The organism is Hymenobacter seoulensis (assembly GCF_054780535.1).
In genome coordinates, this window is the sequence record NZ_BAAGWD010000003.1 from 83624 (window position 1) to 103894 (window position 20271).

Annotated in this window: 13 protein-coding genes; 7 read left to right on the top strand and 6 right to left on the bottom strand. The window is 57.9% G+C overall.

Annotated elements, in window-relative coordinates; all coding sequences use genetic code 11:
• Positions 1-333 precede the first annotated feature (333 nt).
• The 3 genes from ACYVHC_RS14035 to ACYVHC_RS14045 form a co-directional block, all read right to left on the bottom strand.
• A complete protein-coding gene (locus ACYVHC_RS14035; RefSeq protein ID WP_460614384.1) occupies positions 334-912 on the bottom strand; it encodes a Crp/Fnr family transcriptional regulator in 579 nt (192 codons plus the stop codon).
• 92 nt (positions 913-1004) lie between these two features.
• Entirely contained in the window at positions 1005-3608 is a 2604-nt protein-coding gene (locus ACYVHC_RS14040) for a TonB-dependent receptor (RefSeq protein WP_460614385.1), read from the bottom strand.
• A gap of 82 nt (positions 3609-3690) precedes the next feature.
• Positions 3691-4050 (bottom strand): winged helix-turn-helix domain-containing protein, encoded by a 360-nt coding sequence (locus tag ACYVHC_RS14045; protein ID WP_460614386.1) that lies wholly within the window; start codon positions 4048-4050, stop codon positions 3691-3693.
• A gap of 260 nt (positions 4051-4310) precedes the next feature.
• On the opposite strand from ACYVHC_RS14045, the gene gltB reads away from it, so the two are divergent.
• From gltB to ACYVHC_RS14060, 3 genes are all read left to right on the top strand, one after another.
• Positions 4311-8831, top strand: a complete 4521-nt coding sequence (gene gltB, locus ACYVHC_RS14050; protein WP_460614387.1) for a glutamate synthase family protein — start codon at positions 4311-4313, stop codon at positions 8829-8831.
• 188 nt (positions 8832-9019) lie between these two features.
• Positions 9020-10495, top strand: a complete 1476-nt coding sequence (locus ACYVHC_RS14055; protein ID WP_460614388.1) for a glutamate synthase subunit beta — start codon at positions 9020-9022, stop codon at positions 10493-10495.
• Positions 10496-10680: 185 nt separating this feature from the next.
• Complete coding sequence (locus tag ACYVHC_RS14060) at positions 10681-11448, top strand: hypothetical protein (protein ID WP_460614389.1); 768 nt, start codon at positions 10681-10683, stop codon at positions 11446-11448.
• Between the two features lie 109 nt (positions 11449-11557).
• Here ACYVHC_RS14060 and dnaB read toward each other — a convergent pair whose 3' ends face one another.
• Positions 11558-13090, bottom strand: a complete 1533-nt coding sequence (dnaB, locus tag ACYVHC_RS14065) for a replicative DNA helicase (RefSeq protein WP_460614773.1) — start codon at positions 13088-13090, stop codon at positions 11558-11560.
• 376 nt (positions 13091-13466) lie between these two features.
• Here dnaB and ACYVHC_RS14070 point away from each other — a divergent pair, with 376 nt between their 5' ends.
• Positions 13467-14852, top strand: a complete 1386-nt coding sequence (locus ACYVHC_RS14070) for a UDP-N-acetylmuramate--L-alanine ligase (protein ID WP_460614391.1) — start codon at positions 13467-13469, stop codon at positions 14850-14852.
• A gap of 101 nt (positions 14853-14953) precedes the next feature.
• The gene (locus tag ACYVHC_RS14075) at positions 14954-15664 is read left to right on the top strand and encodes an alpha/beta fold hydrolase (RefSeq protein WP_460614392.1); all 711 of its coding nucleotides are present in this window, start codon (positions 14954-14956) and stop codon (positions 15662-15664) included.
• A gap of 171 nt (positions 15665-15835) precedes the next feature.
• Here ACYVHC_RS14075 and ACYVHC_RS14080 read toward each other — a convergent pair whose 3' ends face one another.
• Together ACYVHC_RS14080 and ACYVHC_RS14085 are read right to left on the bottom strand one after the other, a co-directional pair.
• On the bottom strand, positions 15836-16405 hold the full coding sequence (locus ACYVHC_RS14080) for a hypothetical protein (RefSeq protein ID WP_460614393.1): 570 nt from the start codon (positions 16403-16405) through the stop codon (positions 15836-15838).
• Positions 16406-16430: 25 nt separating this feature from the next.
• The gene (locus tag ACYVHC_RS14085; protein ID WP_460614394.1) at positions 16431-17228 is read right to left on the bottom strand and encodes a M48 family metallopeptidase; all 798 of its coding nucleotides are present in this window, start codon (positions 17226-17228) and stop codon (positions 16431-16433) included.
• Between the two features lie 295 nt (positions 17229-17523).
• Here ACYVHC_RS14085 and ACYVHC_RS14090 point away from each other — a divergent pair, with 295 nt between their 5' ends.
• Together ACYVHC_RS14090 and ACYVHC_RS14095 are read left to right on the top strand one after the other, a co-directional pair.
• Complete coding sequence (locus ACYVHC_RS14090; protein WP_460614395.1) at positions 17524-18138, top strand: fumarylacetoacetate hydrolase family protein; 615 nt, start codon at positions 17524-17526, stop codon at positions 18136-18138.
• A gap of 126 nt (positions 18139-18264) precedes the next feature.
• Complete coding sequence (locus tag ACYVHC_RS14095) at positions 18265-20271, top strand: M23 family metallopeptidase (RefSeq protein ID WP_460614396.1); 2007 nt, start codon at positions 18265-18267, stop codon at positions 20269-20271.

Below are 20271 nucleotides of genomic sequence, written 5' to 3' on the forward strand. Positions count from 1 at the left end.
AGGTGAGGAAGCGAGCAGACGGTGGCACAGCAGGACAAAAGCACAACTGTACAATACGTTTCCTTACGCCATACTCCAGCCTAGCGTTATCCTTTTGCTCGTGTTTATACTTTCTATAATTCAATACAGGTCTGACCTCGACAATGAATAGCTAACTATCAGCCAGTTAAATCATTATACATACTTATTCTAAATTAACCACCCATCCGTAGCGTGTGTCCATCGTGTCAGCACGTAGTATGCCTCAACAGAGCGTTAGGTGTGAATAGCCTTGCATTACTGATGAGGGTACTAGCCCCTGGGTTGGCACCAACCTGTTCTATCTGCTTCGGCTTAGCCTCGGGCCAGCTCACCCCGAATGCGGCTCAACGACTCAGGCGTGATACCGAGGTAGGCGGCAATGTGACGCTGGGGCAGCCGCCGGGCCAGCGTGGGGTAGAGCTGCAGAAACTCCTGATAGCGTTCCTCGGCCGGGGCACTGAGCACGCCAATCAGCCGGCGCTGCATGGCTACCATGCTATTTTGCAGCAACTGATAGAAAAAGCGCTGGAAATCAGGCCCAAAGCTTTGCAGCCGCTGGTAGAACTCGGCCCCAAAAACCAATACCTCCGAATTCTCTAGGGCATCGATGGAAAATAGTGCCGGCTCATGGCGCACCAGGCTGTGCTGATCAGAAATCCACCAGTTTTCGGGCGCAAATTGCAGAATATGCTCCTTTTGGCGGGCATCCGTCACGAAGCTGCGCAAACAGCCCTGCACCACAAATGCCCCAAAGCGCCCCACCTCCCCTTGCCGCACCAGCACCTCCTGCTTGGTTAGGTGCCGCCACGTAAGCAACGTGCTCAGTTCCGCCAGTTGCTCTTCGGAGAGCGGCAGCTTACCCTGGAAATACGTGCGAAGGGCATCGAGCATAGAACAGTGCGGAGTTAGGAAGCTAGTAGAATGGCCTGCAGTGATGATACCCGCCAAGGTCAGCACGATTAGTTGAACCCCAAAGTGCAATTCTACAGCCCGTACGTTACCGAGAGATAGTACAACCCACCCACGCTTGGGCCGCCAAGGTAGCTCACATAATAGTGGTTGAGCAAGTTGCTGGCGCCGAGCTTCAGGCACAGATTGGGGCTAGGAACGGTGTAGCTCAACTGCGCATCGAGGGTGTGGTAGGCGGGCACGGTTCCGGTCACGAGAAAGGTTTGGGAGTGGTACTTGGCTTGCCAGCGGTAGTTAAGTCCGAACCCGAAGTTTTTCACCACCTTTTCATTACCCAAACTCAGGTTATAAGCCCAGCGCGGTGTGTTGAAGCCATCCTCCAGCCCATCGCCAGATTCGGTACGGTAGAGGCGCGAGTACGTGATGCTGGCGCCGGCCAGGTAGCCGCCGGTTACGTCGTAGCGCAGCCCTAGGGAACTACCGTAGGTATACACTTTGCTTTGGGCATTGGTCCAGAGGCGGTAGCGGCTTTGGGTAGCGCGGCTGTTAAGGTAAATGGCCACCGAGTCGGGGTTGTTGGTTTTGGGCACGTAGGCTTCTACCTGGGCAATGAAGTCGCGGTAGGCGTTGTAGTACAAATCCACATCCAGCAGCAACCGGCCCTCTGGTAGCAGTGCGGCTTTATACCCTACTTCCCACGATTTAATGTGCTCGGGCCGCAGGTAAGTGTAGGGGGTTTTCACTAATCGCCCTTTGTTCTGCTCTATGGCTAGGCGCCGCTTTTCAGCCGCATCGGCCGGGCTGGCATTGGCATTGATATCGGCCATAACTGCTTGGTTAAAGGCGTCAATGGAGCTGCGCAGGTAGCTGTTTTTAAATACCCCATTCGACATCACGCGGAGCCCACCAATGCGCTTCACTTGCCCACTGTTTACATTGGAAAACCCCTCGAACAAGCTTGGGAAGCGGTAGCCGCTCTGGTAGCTTGCCCGGAAGTTGTGGCGCTGCGTGGGTGAGTACACCGCGGTCAGGCGCGGATTGAAACGGGTGCTGAAGTAGTCGTTTTTATCGGCCCGCATGGTGGCCGTGAGGCGCAGCTTTTCTCCAGGCAGCAGCCTAGCGCCGGCCTGCACAAAGCCGCCGGTTTTGCCGTACGTGAGCGTGCTGTAGGGGTCTTCGCCCGCAGTAGGATTGATAAAGTAATTGCCATCGGGCTCAATAAAGTACGTCCGATGGTCGGCGCCCACTAGCAGGTCGGCCCAGGCCGGCAGCACCTGGTGGCTACCGCGGCGGAGCGACTCGCTTACATTCACCTGCGCTTCTGCATGCAGCAGTTGGGCCTGCACCCGCAGCGCGGCGCCCTGGTCCCAATTGTTGATGTCGGTTAGCTCGCGTAGGCGCTGCTTAAACTCGGGCGTGCCGGGTTGGAGGCGACCGGCATCGGCTGCCGAGCGGGCCGCCGCGTGGGCTTGGGCTACGGTTTGCCCTAGTCCCACCGCGTCGTTCCAGGCAGCCGTATAGTCCTGGTTCCAGCGGGTATCGGGCTTGAAGCTACGGTCGAGGTTTTCGGCAGCGGAGCGCAGATTATAGCTTTGGCCGGTATTTTCCTGGGTGAAATACGCCCGCACCTGCACCACGGGGCCGCTGAGCTGCAGGGCGTGCTGCTGCAGGCGGTAGCCTTCCAGCCGGAACCGGTTGCTGCGCTGATACACATTGTCAAGCACGGCGCCGCGGTGAGTGTACGCCAGCTCGGTAGTGCTGGTCAGCTTATAGTGCAAGGCCATATCGTAGCGGATGGTTTGCAGGTGGTAATCGGTTACGTCTTGTTCCTGGTAGCCGGTGCGCGCCACTTGGTAGCTTTTGCCACCTAGCAGGAGCGTGGTGCGGTTCGAGGACTCGTTGCCGTAGCTGTTCACCGGGTCGCGGGCGGGGTTGTTGGGCCCCAGTAGGCTAGTGGTAGCGTTACCCGTTGGATTGAGGTCGGTCGGGTCAGTGGCCACCCAGTCATAGCCTTGCAGATAGGTGCCATTCACTTTAAACGCGAACTTCGGGCCAAGCACCTTGGCATAGCGCAAACTGGTTTCAGTGAACGGCCGGGCGTTGGTACTAGGGTCGTGCAAGTGGTTAACCCCGGTTTTCTGCTGCACACTCAGGCCCTGGCTTTGGAACGGATTGCGGGTGCTGAAGTTCGCTAGCCCATTGATGGCGTTCAACCCATACAGCGCGGCCGCCGTGCCAGGCACAATTTCCACCGCCCGAATATCCAGGTCGCTAGGCCCCAGTACGTTGCCAAGGGGTCCGCCAATATGTGGAGCCTGGTTATCCACTCCATCCACAAGCTGCACGAAGCGCACATTAGTGGTGTTCGTGAAGCCGCGGGCGTTTATTACTTTAAAGCTAAGGCTGGGCGTAATCACCTGCATGCCCTTCACGTGCTCTATGGCATCGAAAAACGAGGGCGCCGGCGTGAGCCGCAACTGACGCGCCGTGAGCTTTTCTACCGTCACCGGCGACTGCAACAAGCTCTCCTCCACCTTAGAAGCGGCTACCACCACCTCCCCTAACTGCTGCACCCGGCGTGCGGTATCAGGCAGCGCTGGCCGCTGCTGGGCTAGGGTTAGCGCCGGCGATAGACCTAGTGCGAGTAAGATAGGAATGCGGAGAGCAGCGCGATTCATTCGTTATATTTTGCCAAACATAACGATCAAAGAACAGAATGGTTTATCCGCCTTAGTTGGGGAGAAGAACTAGCCAAAGCACCTACTCCAACAGGCGCGTGGTTTCTAGCCTCATAAATTCCTGAAACCGCTCCTGCAGCGCCCGAAACTCCTGCACCAGCTGCTGCCCTTCGGGTGTTACCTCGGCTCCGCCGCCGCGCTTGCCGCCGGCCTGCGTGAGTACCAGCGGCTTGGCGGCCTGGGCGTTCAGGGAGCTTACTAAGTCCCAGGCTCGCTTATACGACATGCCCATGTGCTGAGCCGCCTTCGAAATGGAGCCCTGCGTCTGAATTTGGCTTAACAGCTCTAGCCTACCGATGCCCATAAATCGGTCGGTGTCGGTTTCTACCCACAGGCGGCCGTTCAGGCGGAAGCTCAGGTTGTCGCGCAGCAGGTCTTTCATGAGCGTAAATATCAGGGTTCTGAGGTGCTTAGAAATTGTAGGCTTGCCAGGTGAGGGTTTGCCTGTAAGAAGCAGTTTTTTGTGGGCAGAATGCGCATTTCGGCCGCGAAGCAGTCACCGGAGCGGGTTAAAGCGGCAAGTTAGAAATCGGAAAGAAGTGCTGCAAAGAGTGGATTGCCCGCGTCGGCCGCATTAGGTTATGGGTTCGGACCTGCTGCCGGGGGTCACTTAGAACGCTCGAACCACGACACCTCTCTCCGATGGAGCTACATACCGCACAGGGCCTCTACCGCCCTGAGTTTGAACATGACGCCTGCGGCACCGGCTTTATTGCCAACGTCGACGGCCGTAAATCGCACCAGATTGTAGCCGATGCGCTGACGATTCTGGAAAATATGGAGCACCGCGGCGCCTGTGGCTGCGACTCCGACTCTGGTGATGGCGCCGGCTTGCTGCTCCAGCTACCGCATTGGTTTCTTTTAGAAGAATGCACCACGCTAGGCATTCGGCTGCCCGAGCCCGGCGAGTACGGCGTGGGCATGCTGTTTCTGCCTAAAAATGGAGGATTGCAGCACGTTTGTCGCCAGGTTATTGCTGGGGCAGCCGCGCAGCTCGGCATTCCGGTGCTCGGCTACCGCCCGGTACCGGTGAATCCGGCGGGCATTGGCCCCACGGCCCTAGCTGCCGAACCCGCCATTGAACAGCTTTTCCTAGGTAGGCCTACCGGCGTAACCACCCCCGAGGATTTTGAGCGCAAGCTATACGTATTGCGCCGCCTCATTGCGCGTGAGGCAGCCGCCAGCCTGCCGCAAGAAGAAGTGTACTTCACCTCGCTTTCCTGCCGGGTTATTGTGTACAAGGGCCAGCTCACCACCTATCAGGTGCGCAGCTACTTTCCCGAGCTGTCGGATGCGCGCGTGACCTCGGCCATGGGCCTAGTGCACTCGCGCTTTTCCACTAACACGTTTCCCTCGTGGCGGCTGGCTCAGCCGTTCCGGATGCTGGCGCACAACGGCGAAATTAATACGTTGCGGGGCAACCTCAACTGGTTTTACGCGGGCCTTCCCTCCTACCTCTCGCCTTATTTTACGGCCGAGGAAATGGAGATTTTGCTGCCGGTCATCATTCCTAATCAATCAGACTCGGCCTGCTTGGATAACATTGTGGAGCTGCTATTGCACTGCGGCCGCAGCTTGCCCCACGTAATGATGATGCTGGTGCCCGAGGCCTGGGACGGCAACGAGCAGATGGACCCGCTTAAAAAGGCTTTCTACGAGTTCCACGCCACGTTTATGGCCCCCTGGGACGGCCCCGCAGCTCTCATCTTCACCGATGGCAGCATGATTGGCGCTATGCTAGACCGCAACGGCCTGCGCCCTCTGCGCTACGCCATTACCAATGATGGCCGCGTATTGGTAGCTTCCGAAGCCGGCGTACTAGGGGCCGGTTTGCCCGAAACCGTCATTGTGCGCAAAGGCCGCTTGCAGCCCGGCAAAATGCTGCTCATTGACACCGTAGCCGGCAACATCATTGCCGACGAGGAACTCAAGACCCAGGCCGCCACCCGGCAGCCCTATGGGCAGTGGCTCAGCGAGTACCAAATTCGGCTAGAAGAGTTGCCCGAGCCCCGCCTGGTGTTCACGGACCTGGCCGCCGAATCGGTGTTCAAATATCACCAAGTGTTCGGCTACACCCGCGAAGACATCGACACCATCCTCACACCCATGGCCTTAGATGGCAAGGAGCCCATTGGCTCCATGGGCGTAGATACGCCGCTGGCCGTGCTTTCAGACCAGCCTCAGCACCTGAGCAGCTACTTCAAACAGTTCTTCGCCCAGGTTACTAACCCACCCATCGACCCCATTCGGGAGCGGCTGGTGATGAGTCTGGCTACGTTTATCGGCAACAACGGCAACATTCTGGATGAGGACAAAATGCACTGCCATTGCGTGGCTCTGCACCATCCCATCCTGACCAACCACGAGTTGGAAAAGCTCCGCAGTATTGATACGGGACTGTTCAATGCCAAAACCATTAATACCTACTTCCGGGCCGATGGCAAACCGGGCGCCCTTAAAGCGGGCCTGGAGCGCCTGTGCCGCTACGCCGAAGACGCCGTGGATGATGGCTTTGAAGTATTGATTCTTTCGGACCGCTACCTCGACTCCGAGCACGCGGCCATTCCCTCGTTGCTGGCTGTTTCGGCGGTGCATCACCACCTAATTCGAAAGGGGTACCGAGGCTCGGTGGGGCTAGTGGTAGAGGCCGGCGACGTGTGGGAAGTGCACCATTTTGCCTGCCTGCTCGCCTTTGGCGCCACAGCCATCAACCCCTACCTGGCCCTATCTACCATCCGGACCATGCACGCTAGCGGTAAGCTGGCACATGCCCAGCCGATAGAGAAGCTGGAGGCCAACTACATCAAGGCCATATGTGATGGGCTGCTCAAGATTTTCTCCAAAATGGGCATCAGCACGCTGCAGTCCTACCACGGGGCGCAGGTGTTCGAGATATTGGGCATTAACCGGGAAGTAGTAGACGCCTATTTCACCGGCGCCGTAACGCGCATTGGGGGGCTAGGCCTGGATGAAATAGCCCGCGAAACCCTGTTCAAGCACTTCCAGGGATTTCGGAGCAGCACACTTGAGGAGCAGAACATCCTGCCCGAAGGGGGCGTGTACCAATGGCGCCGCCGCGGCGAGGCCCACCAGTTCAACCCCGAAACGGTGCACTTGCTCCAGCATGCGACCCGCACCGGCAACTACGAAACTTATCAGCGCTACGCCAAGCTGGTGAATACGCCCGGCAAAAGCGCCTTCACGCTACGCGGCCTGCTGGACTTTGCGTACCATCGCCCGGCTGTGCCGCTGGAAGAAGTAGAGCCCGCCGAGAACATCATGCGGCGCTTTGCTACTGGGGCTATGTCGTTTGGGTCTATTTCGCATGAGGCGCACAGCACCCTAGCCATTGCCATGAACCGCATTGGAGGCAAGAGCAACACCGGCGAGGGCGGCGAGGACCCGCTGCGCTACGAGCAAATGGCCAACGGCGACTCCATGCGCTCAGCCATTAAGCAGGTGGCCTCGGCCCGCTTTGGCGTTACGGCCCACTACCTCACCAACGCCGACGAACTGCAAATCAAGATGGCCCAGGGCGCCAAGCCTGGCGAAGGTGGCCAGCTGCCTGGCCATAAGGTTGACGAGTGGATTGCCAAGGTGCGCCACGCTACCCCCGGCGTGGGCCTCATCTCGCCCCCACCCCACCACGACATTTACTCCATTGAGGACCTAGCCCAGCTCATCTTCGACCTGAAAAACGCCAACCGCGCTGCCCGCATCAACGTGAAGTTGGTGAGCAAGGCGGGCGTGGGCACCATTGCCGCCGGGGTAGCCAAAGCCCACGCCGACGTGATTTTGATTGCCGGCTATGACGGTGGCACCGGGGCTTCACCCATGAGCTCCATTCGCCACGCCGGCCTTCCTTGGGAGCTAGGGCTAGCCGAGGCCCACCAAACCTTAGTGCGCAACCAGCTTCGCAGCCGCGTGGTGCTGCAAGCCGACGGCCAGCTCAAAACCGGCCGCGACTTGGCCATTGCTACCCTGCTAGGGGCTGAAGAGTGGGGCGTAGCCACGGCGGCGTTAGTAGCGGGCGGCTGCGTGATGATGCGCAAGTGCCACCTCAACACCTGCCCCGTCGGCGTGGCCACCCAGGACCCGGAGCTGCGCCGCCTGTTCAGCGGCCGGCCCGAGCACATCGTGAACCTATTCCGCTTCCTGGCCGAGGAGCTGCGCGAAATAATGGCCTCCTTGGGCTTCCGGACCATTAATGAAATGGTAGGCCGGGCTCAGTTCCTGAAAGCGCGCCCCGATATTCAGCACTGGAAAGCGCGCCATCTCGACCTGCGCGACCTGCTGTACCTCACATCCCCCGCCGCTGGCAGCACGCTGCACCACAGCGAAGCCCAGGACCATGGCCTCGACAACATTCTAGATTGGCAGCTGCTTGCGCATGCCCAAGCTGCCCTGGAATATCAGCAGCCTGTTACGGCGGAGTTTACGGTGCACAATACCAACCGCACCATTGGCACGTTGCTCTCGAATGAGATAACCAAGCGCTACCACGCTGCCGGCCTGCCGGAACATACCATTAATTATACCTTCCGGGGGGCGGCGGGCCAGAGCTTTGGGGCATTCAGCGTGCGGGGGCTATCCTTCCGGCTGGAAGGGGAAGCCAACGACTACGTGGGCAAGGGGTTGAGTGGGGCCCGGCTCATCATCTACCCTGCCCCCGATGGTAACTTCGTGCCCGAGCAAAATATTATTATTGGCAACGTGGCTTTGTACGGCGCTACCTCCGGCGAGCTGTTTGTGCGCGGGCAAGCCGGCGAGCGGTTTGCGGTGCGCAACTCCGGTGCCACAGCCGTGGTGGAAGGCGTAGGCGACCATGGCTGCGAGTACATGACGGGTGGCCGCGCCCTCATCCTGGGCCGCACCGGCCGCAACTTCGCGGCTGGCATGAGCGGGGGCATTGCCTGGGTGTACGATGCCGACGGCACCTTCCCCGCCAACTGCAACCCCGAAATGGTAGAACTGGACCCACTCGATACCGACGACGAGCTGCAAATCCAGGAATTGCTAGGCCAGCACGCCGAGCTAACCGGCAGCCAGCTCGCCGCCTATCTTCTCAGCAACTGGCCCGAAGAGGCTGGCCGCTTCGTGAAAGTATTCCCTTCGGAATACAAAAAGGTGCTGCAAAAGGCCCGTTACGAAACGGTTCAATAGCTTTTTTGAGCTAGGAGCTGGGCTCCCCTCCTCAGATGAGGAGGGGCTGGGGGTGGTTAACCAACCGTTGAACATCAACTAGTTCTAGCCTTCTAATCCTAGTTTTTCAACCTCACCCAGCCCTCCTCATCTGAGGAGAGGAGCCTAGCACTAGCTCGTAAAGTCAACCACAGAAAACTCTATCCATCATGGGTAATAGCATAGGTTTCAAGGAATTTCAGCGGGAGCTACCGGCGAAGGCACAGCCGCAGGAGCGGGTGGGGCACAACAATGAGTTTGTGGGGGTATACTCCCAGGAGCAGCTGCGCCAGCAGTCGGGGCGGTGTATGGAGTGCGGCATTCCGTTTTGCCACTCGGGATGTCCGCTGGGCAATATCATTCCGGAATTTAATGATGCCGTGTACCGCGAGGATTGGGAGCAGGCTTACCAAATTCTGAGTTCCACCAACAACTTCCCGGAGTTTACGGGCCGTATCTGTCCGGCTCCCTGCGAATCGGCGTGCGTGCTTGGTATTCACAGCGCGCCCGTAGCCATTGAGGAAATCGAGAAGCACATCATCGAAATAGCCTTTACGAAGGGCTACGTGCAGCCCACAGCACCCGTGCTAAAATCGGGCAAAACCGTAGCCGTAGTAGGCTCCGGGCCAGCGGGATTGGCCGCTGCCGCCCAGCTAGTGCGGGCCGGCCACAGCGTCACGGTATTTGAGCGCGACGACCGGCCCGGCGGGCTGCTGCGCTACGGTATTCCGGATTTTAAGCTGGATAAATGGGTGATTGACCGGCGCTTGCAGTTGCTGGCAGACGATGGGGTAGTGTTTCGTTGCAACTGTGAAATTGGCAAGGACATTCCGGCCGAGGAGCTCACACGCGACTTTGATGCCGTGGTACTGGCCGGCGGCGCCCTCGTGCCCCGCGACTTGGCCATTCCGGGCCGGGAGCTAGCGGGTATTCACTTTGCCATGGACTACCTCACCCAGCACAACCGCCGCGTAAGTCAACTTCCTATTGAGCAGCCCCAGATTATAGCCACAGGCCAGGAGGTGATAGTCATCGGTGGCGGCGATACGGGCTCCGACTGCGTAGGCACGGCCAACCGCCAGCAGGCGCGCACGGTCACGCAGTTTGCCCTTATGCAGCAGCCTTCTGCTGAGCGCCCGGCGCACACCCCGTGGCCCCACTACCCCGCTACCATTTTCCGCACCAGCACCTCGCACGAAGAAGGCTGTCAGCGTTACTGGGGCATTAACACCAAAGCCTTCCTAGGAGATGAGCACGGCCACTTGCGCGCCCTACTGGTTACGGATGTAACGTGGGAAACGGACGTACTGGGCCGCCGCCTGGGTTTCACGGAGGTACCGGGCTCGGAGCGCGAAATACCTTGCCACATGGCCCTGCTAGCCTTGGGCTTCATCTCACCTCGCTACGAGGGGTTGCTGGAGCAACTAGGGGTAGCGCTGGACGAGCGCGGCAATGTGCGCACCGCCACCGATGACAACTTCCTCACTAACAAGCCCAACGTGTTTGTGGCCGGCGACATGCGGCGGGGGCAGTCGTTGGTGGTTTGGGCCATTTCGGAGGGTAGGGAAGCGGCCCGGCAGGTGGATGTTTTTCTGATGGGCAAAACGGCGCTACCCAGTAAAGATGCTGTTGGGATGTTTGGCTAGGCCTTGGGCAGAAACCACCCCTAGTGAGCCTCAACAATAGGCCTTGAGTGCTGAGTATCAGCCTACAAAATAGAGGCATTCAATGAAAAAAGTAGCTTTTTCCGCAACCTGATAGGGGTGTTTTGCGCATAGATAGGCAACAGCCAGGTTGGCTGCTTCTAGTATGTACCTTTAACACAACTATCATGGAACCCAACCAATCTGCCAATCCCACCTCAAGCAATGCTACCGGTAGCTCGTCATCAGCCGCCGGCCAAAACCAGAATCCTCAGGCATCTTCTGCCGGAAATCAGAATAAATCCAACACCGATTCCTCTTCTTCTGCTAGCCATACTTCCTCCAACAACCCTTCTTCGAGCCGCGAATCATCGGGCGGAAGCAAGAACTGGATGGAGCAAGCAGGCCTGCAAAAGGTAATGGATCAGTTGCCACAGGGCGTTCGTGATTTCCTGCCTAACTCCTGGGAGCAAATCAATAAGTGGAGCACCACGCAAAAAGTAGCAGGGGCCGTAGCCTTGGCGGGCATCGGATACTTGGCCTTGCGCTCAGGTAAATCCTCTAAATCAGACAAATACTCTGACAGATACGCTGGCGGCTCCGGTACCCCGAGGGGCAGCAGTTCTGATTATGGCCATTCTGAACAGAAATACAGTGCCGGCAACAAGCCCTACGGCTCTTACAACTCTCAGTCTGACTCCAGCCGCCGCTCCGATATGGGTTCCGGCAGCTCATCAACTAGCGGCTTCGATCGTGAAAACCAGTCGCGAGCAGGGGGCAGCTACCAGTCGGGCAATTCCGGCAAGTCGTCGGGCACTAGCTCGTCTTCCGGCTACGGCTCCGGGTCTGGCTCAACCAACCAATCATCTATGGCGAACCGCAGCACTGGCTACCGGGGCAGCAGTTCCTCTGATGGTGGCCGCAGCTACGACAACGACTTTGGCAGCGAAGTATAGAGTAACCGCTAAGCCGGCTTATTGCAAGCCAACGGCCTAGTGAAAAACGAAAAGCGCCTCCGGAGTAATCCGGAGGCGCTTTTTGCTTGTATGGTTGAGCCTGAGCCGGTTAAAAGGGCGGCGGGCCATCATCGAAGTTGCTGCGGGGGAAGGGCTGCGCGGGCGGCGGGCCGTCGTTGTTAATGCGGGAGCCCAAGCGAATGGTATTCGGTGCAAAACCTGAAGCGTCGTCATCGAAGGTGCTGCTTGGGAAGGCGCCGGGGTTGAAGCCAGCATCACCGAAACCGCCCGCTCCGTCTAGGTCAGCAAACTTGGTAAAGCGGCCGATAAACTTAAGCTGCACCGTCTCCAAAGAGCCGTTTCGGTGCTTGGCAATGATAACTTCGCCGGTACCCTGGGTTGGGTTACCCATTTCATCTTCGGTAATCTTGTAGTATTCAGGTCGATACAAGAAAATTACCATGTCAGCGTCCTGCTCAATCGAGCCCGATTCCCGAAGGTCACTGAGCTGCGGCTTTTTGTCGCCGCCGCGAGTTTCTACGGAGCGTGAGAGCTGCGACAGGGCTAGCACCGGCACGTTCAGTTCCTTGGCAATACCCTTCAGAGCCCGCGAAATAGAGGCAATTTCCTGTTCGCGGTTGCCCCCACCCTTGCCATCCGTGTTACCCGTCATCAGCTGCAGGTAGTCGATGATGATCATCTGGATGTCGTGGTGGGCCTTAAGGCGGCGACATTTGGTGCGCAACTCCCGGATGCTAAGGCCGGGCGTATCGTCGATATAAATGGGCGCCGACGACAGGGCTGAAATCTTGTGGTTGAGCTGAGCCCACTCGTAGTCGGCCAGGTTGCCCTTCTTAATCTTTTCAGAGTCGAGCTCCGCTTCCGCCGAAATCAGACGATTTACCAACTGCAGCGACGACATTTCCAGCGAGAAAATGGCCACCGGCTTTTTAAACTCCACGGCCGCGTTACGCATGGCCGAGACTACAAAAGCGGTTTTACCCATACCGGGGCGGGCCGCAATAATCACCAAGTCAGAGGGTTGCCAGCCGCTGGTTACGCGGTCGAGGGCCGAGAAGCCACTAGGCACGCCCGTGAGGCCATCCTTCTGATCTTTCTTTTCTTCCAGTTCCTTAATGGCCTTACCCATCAGGCTGCGCATATCGTCGAAGTTCTTGCGAATGTTCGACTCCGACACCTCAAACAACGATTGTTCAGTGCTATCCAGCAGGTTAAACACGTCGGTTGTGTCCTCAAACGCGTCGCGCTGAATGGTGCTGGCAATGTTAATCAGCTCCCGCTTGATGGCGTTTTCGGTGATAATGCGGGCGTGGTACTCGATGTTGGCCGCCGAGTTTACCTTGAAGGTGAGATTGGCCACGTAGTGCGCGCCCCCCGCCGACTCCAGCTCGCCCATTTCGCGCAGCTCGTGCGTAACCGTCAGAATATCAATCGGCTCCGACTTGTCGAACAGGTTCAGAATGGCCTTGAAAATGCGCTGATGGCCGTCTTTGTAGAAGCTCTGGGGCTTCAGAATATCAATAACGGTGGTGAGGGCATCCTTTTCGAGCATGAGGGCACCTAGCACAGCGGCCTCCAGCTCCAGGGCCTGGGGGGGCAACTTGCCCGCCGGACCGCCCATTGGAACGGCCGAGGGGCGGCTGTTCCAGGCAGCTTTGGCCCGCGAGGCCGATAGTTTTAGGCGGTCATCCATCCGGTCGTTCATCACTTAAGTAAGCACTACAAGGTAAGCAGCTTGGGCGGTTTGTACAGATGCATCGAGAAATTTCCTTCGGCATGCCGCCCAATTTTTCGCAAAGGGGTACAAAGCTAACGGCTGAGGCTTACAATCTGGAATGGCGGGGAAAGGTTTCTTTTCAGATTGACCGAGGTGTAGCCGACCAATCTTTCTAAGTATTCTTTATGGGCTAGTTGGGCTTTTTATGCCCCCTAGCCCCGCGCCTCTGCACCTCTCACCCAATCAGCTTACCTTTGCCGCCTGCTTATCTATTTCCTGAATGGCCGCTACTCCTTCTTCGCTCCAACGTTTGCACCTGATTGCCGTCGGGGGCAGTATTATGCACAATCTGGCCCTGGCCTTGCACAAAAGCGGCGCCCACGTTACGGGCTCCGATGATGAGATTTTTGAGCCGGCCAAAAGCCGACTTACGGCTGCTGGGCTGCTGCCGGCCCAAGAAGGCTGGTTTCCAGAGAAAATCACCGCCGACCTCGATGCCGTAATTGTAGGCATGCATGCCCGCCAAGACAACCCAGAGCTGCTAAAAGCCCAGGAGCTAGGGCTGCGGGTGTACTCGTTTCCGGAGTATATCTACGAGGCCTCAAAGAATAAGCAGCGCATCGTTATAGGCGGCTCACACGGTAAAACCAGCATTACCTCCCTCATACTGCACGTTTTGCGCTACCATAAGCGCAAATTTGATTATGCCGTGGGCGCCCAGCTGGAAGGCTTCGATTTGATGGTGCAGCTCACGGAAGATGCTCCCATTATCATTATTGAGGGGGATGAATACCTGTCGTCGCCGATTGACCGGCGGCCCAAGTTTCATTTGTACCAGCACCACATCGGCGTTATTTCCGGCATCAGCTGGGACCACATCAACGTGTTCCCAACGGAGGAAATCTACCGCGAGCAGTTCAAGATTTTTGCGGAGATGACGCCCAAAGCGGGTACGCTCATCTATGACCAGGACGACGAACAGGTTCAGCTGGTAACGGTGCCTAGCAACCCCGATGTAACCTATATCGGCTACGGCCCGCATGAGCACGTTATCCGCGACGGCAAGACGTTCTTGCTCACCAAGCGCGACGAGGAAGTACCCGTGAAGGTGTTCGGCGAGCATAACCTGCGCAATATTTCGGCAGCCAAGGAAGTATGTAAGCAGCTCGGCATCAAGGGCAAGGATTTCTACGAAGCCCTAGGCTCGTTTAAAGGAGCAGCCCGCCGCCTGGAGTTGGTAAAGGAAGGAGACAACTCCGTAGTGTACAAGGATTTTGCGCACGCCCCCAGCAAGCTCAAAGCCACGGCCTCGGCCTTCAAAAAGCAGTTCCCGAAGCGCAAGCTGGTGGCCTGCCTGGAGTTGCACACGTTCAGCTCCCTCAACCCGGAGTTCCTGCCCCAGTACGCCCACACCTTTGATACGCCCGATGTGGCCGTGGTGTACTTTAACCCGCATGTGCTGGAACACAAGCGCCTCCCTGCGCTGCCGCCGGCAGCGGTGCAGCAAGCCTTCCAGCGCCCCGATCTGCAGGTGTTTACTGATAGCCGGCAGCTAGCTGATTTTCTGCACGCTCAAAACTGGCAGGATGCCAACCTGTTAATGATGTCGTCGGGCACTTTTGACGGGCTGAACCTGACGGAGCTAGCCACCGAAGTGACCAAGTAACCGCCCGCACGGGGCCACGGGCACTAGGTGCCGCTATGGGTTAAACCGCCTTTTGAGCGGTTTGGCCTGTGGCAGAGGCTAGTACCCCGGCTCCCTACTACATGAAACATACTATTCTGCTTCTGCACGGGGCCCTGGCCTCTGAAGCTCAGCTGAAGTCATTGGCGCGGGAGCTGCCCCCCTTCTATAATGTGCTTTCGTTTTCCTTTGCAGGACACGGAGGCAAGCCACTGGTGGCCAATGAGTTTACCATGAAACACATGGCCCGCGAGGTCATGGCGTTTATTCGGGACAACACCTTGCCACCGGTGCACGTGTTTGGGTACAGCATGGGTGGCTACGCGGCGCTGGCGGCGGCCACTGAGGCACCCGAACTGTTCAGCAGCATCACTACCCTAGGCACTAAGTTCGACTGGTCGCCGGCCACGGCTGTAGCCGAAACACGCTTTCTGGACGCGGAGAAAATGCGCGAAAAGGTCCCGCTGTTTGCTGAGCAACTTGAAAAGCTCCATGCGCCTACCCCGCTACCAGAACTGCTAGCCGCTACCTCTTCCCTGATGCGCAACCTCGGTGAAGCCCCCCTGCTCACAACTACGAACCTAGCACGGCTGGAAGTACCCGTGCAGGTGCTGGTAGGTGAGCTTGACAAAACGGCTGGCGTAGATGCCTCCCAGTATTACGTCGACCATATGCCGCGCGCTACCTTCGAAATCCTCATGAACACCCCACACCCGCTCGAGAAGGTCAACCCCGACCTGCTGGTAAACCGCATTGCGCGCTTCGTGGAGCTGGTACAGGAAGGGCTGGCGTAAGCCTGGTTTTTCGTTTGTACCCACAAAAAGGCCCGCCATTTCTGACGGGCCTTTTTGCTTATGTATTCTGTGGCTTTGGTGGCTCGGGTTTAGGGCGGCGCCGGTCAGTAGTTACCAGTAGGGCAAGGGCCGTAAGCGAAAGGCGCATAATCCATTTGCGACTGAGCATGGCTACCGACGGGGGAAAAAGCTGTTGGTTTCTTCTACGCGCAGGTCGCAGCTGCTGCCGCCGGTGTTTTCCTCGCAGGTAGTGCCCACAATTTCGTTTTTCTCGAAGTTGAAAAAGCAGAACGTGCACCCCACGCCCGTTATAATGTAGCGGGCCGCGTTGGAGGTCAGGTACAGGCTATTGTCAGAGGAAGTTTGCAAGGGCAAGGCCATGGCCCGGTACATGCCGTTGCGCAGCCCCATGCCCACCAGATAGTAAATGGCTTTGTCTTTGGGCGTTTCCTGCACTTTCCGAATCACCGTTTTATCGATGGCGGTGCCGTCGCCGAACTCGCGGGTAAAGGCGGCCGACAACTGCTCGCGGGGTACAATAAACTGGATTTTCCCTTCCGAGACGGCAGCCACCTGTTTGCTGGTAGCTTCCAGCTTGCGCCGGTTTACCACGTCTTGGTCGGTGGAAGGCGAGCTAACCTCCGGAAAGCCGCGCTTAGTGGTTTCGCAGGCGCTCAGGCCGGTTAGCAGCAATGCCACCCCTAGCAGTGGAGAAGATATATAACGCAGGAAACGATTCATTAGTAGCAATTTCAGCAGACCACGTTTAGCGGCCTTTATAATACGTACGGGCCTCGGGCAATTGCTTCTGAATGTCAGCAATGCGCGTGTCGTTGGAGGGGTGAGTTGACAGGAATTCCGGAGGCGAGGCAGCGTTTTCGCGGGCCGCCATGCGCTGCCAGAACGCTACGGCATCATCGGGGTTGTAGCCTGCCATGGCCATAAATATAAGGCCTAGGCGGTCGGCCTCCGACTCTTGGTTGCGGCCATATTTCAGCATTCCTAACGAGGAGCCTACTCCTACGGCCTGCAAAAACACATTCTGGATAGCCGTTGGGTTCTGGCCTACCGCCGTCGATACCACACCGCCCAGGCCCTGCGTGGCCATCTGCTGGCTCATGCGCTCGGAGCTGTGACGCGCTACGGCGTGGGCAATTTCGTGGCCCATTACCACGGCTAGGCCGGTTTCATCTTGCGTGATGGGCAGAATACCGGTGTACACGGCTACTTTGCCGCCGGGCATACACCACGCGTTTTCCTGCTTATCATTGATGAGGTTAAACTCCCACTGGTAACCTTCCAGCTGTGCCTGCTGGCCCTGTTGGCGGAAGTAGCTTTCTACGGCCTGCTGAATGCGTTGACCCACCCGCTTCACCATTTGAGCTTGAGTACCGCTGCTCACTACCTGGCTGGATGACAGCACCTTCTGGTATTCCGTGGCGGCCATGGTGTTCATTTCTGTATCCGAAACAAGGCTGAGCTGCCGCCGGCCCGTAATGGGTACGGTGGAGCAGGCCGCCGACAGAAACAGACAGCCGGCCAACGCAAGATTTTGGAATTTCATATGCACGTAAGTAAAAAGGAGGAGAGACCTATCCGGGCTGCGGCGTAGGACATGCCCTGGAGTGGGCCCGGGTTGGTGAGTTGCTATACGTGAGGCAGCAGGCAAAATGTTTGCCGCCGCCCGGCGCATAGCGTGGAGCTGACCAAACAAGGGTTTCGGGGCCGCGAATTAAACGCTATTTTTGGCTTTTAAGGGTACAGGCCCCTAGGCACCCGCAGCGGCAAAAGCTCGCTTTACCAGTACTAGGGTCTTTTGTTGCCTGAACCCACCCAACGCCCGCACCCGCTTACCTGCCATGAAAATACTCTGCATCGGCCGCAACTACGCTGAACATATAGCTGAACTCCAGAACGAAACGCCGGACGCTCCCGTCATTTTTGCCAAGCCCGATACGGCCCTGCTCCAGCGCAACCAGCCGTTTTTCATGCCCGATTTCTCCCAAGACATTCACCACGAAATAGAGCTGGTACTACGCATCTGCAAAAACGGCAAGAACATCGACGAGAAATTTGCCCCCACGTACTTCGATGCCATCGGACTGGGCATCGACTTCACGGCCCGCGACCTGCAGAGCAAGCTGAAAAGCAAGGGCTTACCCTGGGAGCTGGCGAAAGGCTTTGATGGCTCGGCGCCAATCTCGCAGGAGTTTAAGCCGGTAGCTGCCTTCCCTGATCTGAAGAATATTGACTTCCGGCTGGAGGTAAACGGCGAGGTACGCCAGCAAGGCAACTCGGGCCTGATGCTGCATGATTTCAACAAGATCATCAGCTACATATCCCAGTTTATTACCCTCAAAATGGGCGACCTGATTTTCACGGGTACGCCCAGCGGCGTAGGTCCGGTGAAAATCGGCGACCAACTGACGGGCTACCTGGCCGACGAGAAACTACTGGACTTGGCCGTAAAGTAACCCCTAGTCTTTTTTCCTGAGAGGGCACCGTCTTCCCTGGCTGCTGGCCTGGGAGGCACGATAATGGCTAGCCTCTGCTAAAGAGGCCCTGCGGCCGCCTTCTTTTTCCTGCTGATTACTTGTTGAATGCCTGCCATATTGAATAACCGGCCGCGCCTCCTGCTAAGTGTGGCGTTGCCTATTCTGTTGCTGATGGGGTTGCAGCCCGCCGCCTGCGGCAGCCACCAGCCCGACTCAACGGAGAAACCCAAAGCCGCCCAGCCTCCGGGCCCCGGCCCGCGCCCAGCCGTAACGCCAGGCTACTTTCTTTTCCCGATTAAGCCGGGCAAGCAGAATTTTCTGGCCGCCAGCATGGGTGAGCTACGCCCCAATCACTTCCACGGCGGCCTCGACATCAAGACCGATGGCACCGTAGATTTGCCCGTATATGCCGCCGCCGATGGCTACATCTCCCGGATGAAGCAGAGCAGCTACGGCTACGGCAACGTGCTCTACATCACGCACCCCAATGGCCTGGTTACGGTGTATGGGCACCTCAACCATTTCCGGGGGCCGGTGGCCGAGGAAATGCGCCGACGCCAGTACGAAAAGCAGACCTATGAGCTGGAGCTGTTCTTCAAGCCCGAGCAGTTCCCCGTGAAGCGAGGCGAGGTGGTGGCGCTTTCGGGTAATACGGGCGGCTCCGCGGGGCCACACTTGCACTGGGAAGTGCGCACCGCCGACGATAACCAGCTAAACCCCTTGCAGTGGGGCGGCTTTACCGAGATTCAGGACCATGTGGCACCTAGTCTGCAGGCATTTGCTGTGGAGGCGCTGGGCATTGAGAGCCGGGTGCAGGGCCGCTTTGGGAAGGCAGTATTTGTACCAAAGGCGCCCCCGCTGCAGGGTGGGGGTGGCTACGTGTGGGCCGATACCATTCCGGCCTATGGCACCGTGGGGCTGTTAGTCCAGGGCTTCGACCGGTTTGATCAGGCCTGGAATAAAAACGGGTTTCAGAAGGTGGAGGTGCTAGTAAACGGACAGCCGCTCTACAGCCATGTGGTGGATAACATTCCGTTTCCGGATGGCTCGCGGCAAGTAAACCAGCACATGGATTACGAGTGGCGGGCAACCCAGGGCCGACAGCTGGAAAAGCTGTTCGTAGATGATGGCAACGACCTGAGCATTTATACCGCCGGCCCCGAGAAAGGCAAGCTGCGCGTGGAAGCCGGCAAAACCTATAGCGTGGAGGTTAAGATGAGCGACTCGTATGGCAACACCACGCCGCTGCGCTTTGTGCTGCGTGGGCAGGAGCCAACGTACCACAAAACCCGCTCGGCCGCCGTAAAAACCCCGGCCCTACGCTACGATATCAGCCGCAACCTGCTGGTAGCCACCGCCGCCGACCCCGACACCGCTGCTGTAAGTGGAAACCTAACCTTGTTTAAGGGAAGCCGCCGCCTTACGCTCAAGCCCAGCTACACGGAGCAAAGCCAGAACGTGTACCTCTACGATTTGCGCGCCGGCCGGCCCGACTCCCTGCAGTTTGGCAACATTACCAAGCGCTTTGAGCGGCAGGCCCTGATTCCTTCGGGGCAGGAGTTTGGCTTCTCAACGACGAACCTAAACCTGGGTTTTGGCCCCCAAACATTGTACGACACCCTCTACATCCAGACCAGCTATAAGGCGGGCCTCTGGACGGTGCACCAACCCCGTACGCCGCTGTACCATACCTTGGCGCTCACGCTTAAGCCCGAAACCCCAGTGCTGGACCAAGCCCGTTCAGCTATTTACAGCGTTACGGCCAAGGGTGGGCGAGCGTACGTAGGCGGCAAATGGCAGGGCAATACCATCACGGCGCCCATCAAAACCTTTGGCCAGTTTCGCATTCTTACTGATACCGTTCCGCCATCGGCTCGCCTCATCAGCCGGGGCCTCGGAGGCGTGGTATTTAAGGTAGGCGACGACCTTTCAGGCCTGGCCAGCTATAAGCTGGAGGTGAATGGGCAGTTTCGGATGCTGCGCTTCGAGCACAAAAACTCGACCCTCTTTACGGAGCGCGATGACAAGCTCGGCCCCGCCCTGCGCGGGCCGGCCACGCTGCGCCTCACTGACCAAGCCGGCAACGAGAAGGTGATTCACGTAACGCTGTAA